Origin of the sequence: Bradyrhizobium sp., from assembly GCF_017881085.1 — a bacterium.
Lineage (GTDB): Bacteria > Pseudomonadota > Alphaproteobacteria > Rhizobiales > Xanthobacteraceae > Bradyrhizobium.
In genome coordinates, this window is sequence record NZ_JADGRI010000399.1 from 1 (window position 1) to 4,251 (window position 4,251).

Genomic DNA, 4,251 nt, shown 5'->3' on the forward strand with positions numbered 1-4,251 from the left:
GCCGCTCCGGGCGTCAGGTCGGCCGCACTTGCGGCACTCAAAACGCCTTTGAACAACTGATTCGGATCCTGACGACATATGGTTAACAAAATCTGATTCCTCTTCGCAAGGGTTCTAAGTGCAATTTTTAGCGAATCGCTCTAAGACTTTGCTCTGAAGCAGCTTTTGGTATCCATTTCCATTCAAGTTCCACCTTAAGAGCCGGGCCTAACCGACTCCTGCGTCTCGCCCTTCGTTCTGAGGTCGAGCGCGCTCTCAGTCACCCAAGACAGTGACGCAATGATTAACGATGCGGGTAAACACGAAGTTAAGGTCGGAACCACAAACCGTGGAAACTTAAGGTTTTCGCAATGAAGGCGCTTGCCGAACAGATCAGCGATATCGACGGCGTCAACATCTACGGGCGCGTGGTCGGCGTGCGCGGCCTGATGGTCGAGATCGCCGGTCCCATCCACGCGATGTCGGTCGGCGCCCGTATCGTGATCGAGACCGGCGGCAACCGCTTCATTCCCTCGGAAGTGATCGGCTTTTCCGGCAACAACGCCGTGGTGATGCCGTTCGCTGGCCTCGAAGGCGTGCGGCGCGGCTGCCGGGCCGTCATCGCCAATGCTGCCAGCCAGGTGCGCCCGTCGCCGCTGTGGCTCGGCCGCGTCATCAACGCCATGGGTGAGCCTATCGACGGCAAGGGGCCGCTGCCGCAAGGACCGTCGCCGATGCCGTACCGCAATTCGCCGCCGCCGGCGCATTCGCGCAAGCGGGTCGGCGCGCCGCTCGATCTCGGCGTCCGCGCGCTCAATACGTTCCTGACCTGCTGCCGCGGCCAGCGGCTCGGTATTTTCGCGGGTTCCGGCGTCGGCAAGTCGGTCCTGCTGTCGATGCTGGCGCGCAATGTCGATGCCGATATCACGGTGATCGGCCTGGTCGGCGAACGCGGCCGCGAGGTGCAGGAATTCCTGCAGGACGATCTCGGCGACGAAGGCCTGGCGCGCTCGGTGGTGGTGGTGGCGACCTCGGACGAGCCCGCCTTGATGCGGCGGCAGGCGGCCTATTTGACGCTGGCGATTGCCGAATACTTCCGCGATGAAGACAAGGATGTGCTTTGCCTGATGGATTCGGTGACGCGCTTTGCGATGGCGCAGCGCGAGATCGGCCTGTCGGCGGGCGAGCCGCCGACCGCCAAGGGCTATACGCCGACCGTGTTCACCGAATTGCCCAAGCTCCTGGAGCGCGCGGGTCCCGGCGTCGGCGCCGGCACCATCACCGGCATCTTTACGGTGCTGGTGGACGGCGACGATCATAACGAGCCGATCGCGGACGCCGTGCGCGGCATCCTGGACGGCCATATCGTGATGCAGCGTTCGATCGCCGAGCGCGGGCGCTATCCGGCCATCAACATCCTCAAATCGGTGTCCCGCACCATGCCGAAGTCGGCAGATCCGGCCTATCTGCCCGTCATCACCCGCGCGCGTCAGGTCATGGCAACCTATGCGGATATGGAGGAATTGATCCGGCTCGGCGCCTATCGCGCCGGCTCCAGCGCCGAGGTCGACGAGTCGATCCGGCTTAATCCGGCGCTGGAGGGCTTCCTGCGCCAGGCCAAGGACGAAGTGACCGGCCTGAACGAGGGTTACCGCCAACTGGAACAAATCCTGAGGGATTTGGAAACGGAACGCTAACTTTGTCAGGCCATCATCCCCGCCACACAACTAGCGATGCCGGTGGGGCCCCTTGGGGGTACCGGTCATGTCCCGCGTCCAGATCGGGACTTCTGGGGAGTACGAGTCGATGAAGTCACGTGAAACGCTGATCCGCCTGAAGAAATTTCAGGTCGACGAGAAGCGCCGAAGGGTCGCCCAGATTGAAGGCATGATCGCCGATTTCCAGCGTATGTCGGTCGACCTCGAGCGCGAAATCCAGTCCGAACAGGAGCGCGCCGGGATCAACGACCCGACGCACTTCGCCTATCCGACCTATGCCAAGGCCGCGATCCAGCGGCGGGAAAACCTGACCCGCTCCGCCGACGAACTGCGGATCCAGCTTGAGGACGCCAAGAGCCTGTTGGGCGAGGCGTTCGAGGAACTCAAGAAAGTCGAGCTGCTGGACGAGCGCGACCAGGCGCGCGAGCGCGCCGAGGAAAACGCCCGCGAACAGGCCGATCTCGACAGCATCGGCCTGATGCGCGCGCGCCTTGGGGCGATCGCCTGAGGCTTTAAGCGTCTGCAAGCGCAATATCGAAGACCCGGGCCGCGAGGTCCGGGTTTCTTGCGTGGTCTTTTGTGGTCTGCTGGCCGAATGTCCACAGGCGGGGGCACCGTGACTTGGAGGCCAGGTCCGGCGCAGGATATGATACGACACGTCAGGAATGCCGCTTGGCTGTGCGCAAGAGCGACGGGACATCGCGTTTTGGGGGAGTGAATGCTGACGCCAGCTGAGTTGGTCTGGCTGATCGCCGCGGTTGCGAAGGGGGATGAGGCAGCCTTCGAGCGCCTCTACGCCGCGACGCGGGCGAAACTCTTCGGCGTGGTGCTCCGTATCTTGCGGCGACAGGATCTCGCCGAGGAGGTCATTCAGGAAGCCTACGTCAAGATCTGGAACAGCGCCGGCCAATTCAACCCTGGCCTGTCGTCTCCGATCACATGGATGGCGTCCATTGCCCGCAACCGGGCCATCGACGTCGTGCGCAAGAAGGGCGAACTCTCGATCGAGGAGGAGCCGTCGGCCATGGAAGTGGCCGCCGACAGCCCGGATCCGCTGGCGCGCCGGGAAATGACCGAGGAATTGAAGCGGTTGCTCGAATGCGTCGGCCGTCTGGAGCCCGACCGGCAAAAGCTCGTGCTGCTGGCCTATTACAACGGCTGGAGCCGCGAGCAGCTGGCGGCAAAGTTCGAGACGCCGGTGAATACGGTGAAGACCTGGCTGCGCCGCAGCATGATGGACATCCGGGAGTGTCTTGGACTCTAGATGATGGCGTATAGTGAAGATCATATCGCGCTCGCCGCGGAATACGCCCTCGGCACCCTCGATGCCGAGGAGCGGGCGCAGGTCGAGAGCATGATGTCCGCCGACAAGGATTTCACGGCGCTCGTGCAGGCGTGGGAGTTCCGGCTCGGCGTGTTGAACCAGATGGTCGGCTCGGTCGAGCCGAGCCCCGAGGTGTGGGACCGGATCAGGGCCGCGGTCGGGCTTTCCGAACAGCAGGCGCCACTACAGCTTCCGGAGCCGCCGGTCGCGCACGACGTCATTGCGCCTGTCACCCCTGCGGACAATTCGAACGTCCTTCGCCTGTCCAGACAGGCCCGGCGCTGGCGCAACGTCGCAAGCTTCAGCACGGCGATAGCGGCCGCCCTGGTCGCGCTGATTGCGGTCGGGGCCTATCAGCCGGACCTGTTGCCGGATGCCGTCCGTCCCAGGCCGCGCGTTCGGGTGGTCGAGGTCAGGACCCCGCCGACGCCGGCGCCGCCGTCCGGCCAGTTCGTTGCCGTGCTGCAAAAAGACGGCGGATCGCCCGCCTTCATTCTCACCGTGGATGCGGCAACCAGGAATTTCACGGTTCGCCGGGTCGGCGCCGCGCCCGAGCCCGGCAAGAGCTATGAGCTTTGGATCGTGTCGGACAAATTGCAGCGGCCGCGCTCGCTCGGCGTTATCGGAGGCAACGAGTTCACGACGCGGCCGGTGCTGTCGGCATACGATCCCGAGGTCGTCAACCAGGCCACCTATGCGGTCACGGTTGAGCCGCCGGGCGGAAGCCCGACCGGGGTTGCGACAGGTCCGATCGTGTTCACCGGCAAGCTGGTCGAGACCGTTCCGCCATTGGCGCCGGCGAAGGACCGCTGAGATCAAGACCCCACAAAAAGAAAACGCCCGTGGGGAGCGGGCGTTTTCGGTAGTCAACTTGGGGGTAGTTGGGGTCTTCTAATATCCACGAGGCGACTTTGGGGGGCTGGTAAAGAGCCGCGTGAATTCCGTAAATTCCTGGTGTTAGCGCACCACCATCGCGTTGGTGCTGGTGACCGCCATCGGCTTGCCGGCCTTGATAACGTGCGCCGTCTGGGTGTACTCGTCCGAATTGGTGCGAGCCGAGATGCCGAAGCCCGCCACCGCGATACCTGCGATGAGCGCCATGACCACGATCTTGAGATGGGTCGAGCGATCGGCGCTGTAGATCGAGTGGTTCATGGAAGCCTCCTGCCGCCTTCTCCTGCCCGTTCGCGGATTCGTCTGCTCCGCGTGCCGGCAGGTTCAACATCTCAG

General features: G+C 63.7%; 5 protein-coding genes. 4 read left to right on the top strand and 1 reads right to left on the bottom strand.

What is annotated here, in order from left to right; genetic code table 11:
* Positions 1-350 precede the first annotated feature (350 nt).
* The 4 genes from fliI to QZ213_RS25410 all read left to right on the top strand — a co-directional run bounded on the left by fliI (position 351) and on the right by QZ213_RS25410 (position 3,834).
* Positions 351-1,676, top strand: a complete 1,326-nt coding sequence (fliI, locus tag QZ213_RS25395; RefSeq protein WP_291688816.1) for a flagellar protein export ATPase FliI — start codon at positions 351-353, stop codon at positions 1,674-1,676.
* 109 nt (positions 1,677-1,785) lie between these two features.
* Positions 1,786-2,205: a flagellar export protein FliJ gene (gene fliJ / locus QZ213_RS25400; protein WP_291688817.1), complete on the top strand. Its 420-nt coding sequence runs from the start codon at positions 1,786-1,788 to the stop codon at positions 2,203-2,205.
* Positions 2,206-2,415: 210 nt separating this feature from the next.
* The gene (locus tag QZ213_RS25405; RefSeq protein ID WP_291688818.1) at positions 2,416-2,961 is read left to right on the top strand and encodes a sigma-70 family RNA polymerase sigma factor; all 546 of its coding nucleotides are present in this window, start codon (positions 2,416-2,418) and stop codon (positions 2,959-2,961) included.
* Between the two features lie 3 nt (positions 2,962-2,964).
* Positions 2,965-3,834, top strand: coding sequence for an anti-sigma factor (locus tag QZ213_RS25410; protein ID WP_291688819.1), 870 nt, complete (start codon positions 2,965-2,967; stop codon positions 3,832-3,834).
* 144 nt (positions 3,835-3,978) lie between these two features.
* Here the strand turns inward: QZ213_RS25410 and QZ213_RS25415 are convergent, their stop codons facing one another.
* On the bottom strand, positions 3,979-4,176 hold the full coding sequence (locus QZ213_RS25415; protein ID WP_291688820.1) for a hypothetical protein: 198 nt from the start codon (positions 4,174-4,176) through the stop codon (positions 3,979-3,981).
* Between the last annotated feature and the right edge of the window lie 75 nt (positions 4,177-4,251).

Excerpts from the sequence above, each read along its gene's own strand:
- fliI (WP_291688816.1), top strand. The coding sequence starts at position 351 with ATGAAGGCGCTTGCCGAACAGATCAGCGATATCGACGGCGTCAACATC.
- fliJ (WP_291688817.1), top strand. The coding sequence starts at position 1,786 with ATGAAGTCACGTGAAACGCTGATCCGCCTGAAGAAATTTCAGGTCGAC.
- QZ213_RS25405 (WP_291688818.1), top strand. The coding sequence starts at position 2,416 with ATGCTGACGCCAGCTGAGTTGGTCTGGCTGATCGCCGCGGTTGCGAAG.
- QZ213_RS25410 (WP_291688819.1), top strand. The coding sequence starts at position 2,965 with ATGGCGTATAGTGAAGATCATATCGCGCTCGCCGCGGAATACGCCCTC.
- QZ213_RS25415 (WP_291688820.1), bottom strand. The coding sequence starts at position 4,176 with ATGAACCACTCGATCTACAGCGCCGATCGCTCGACCCATCTCAAGATC.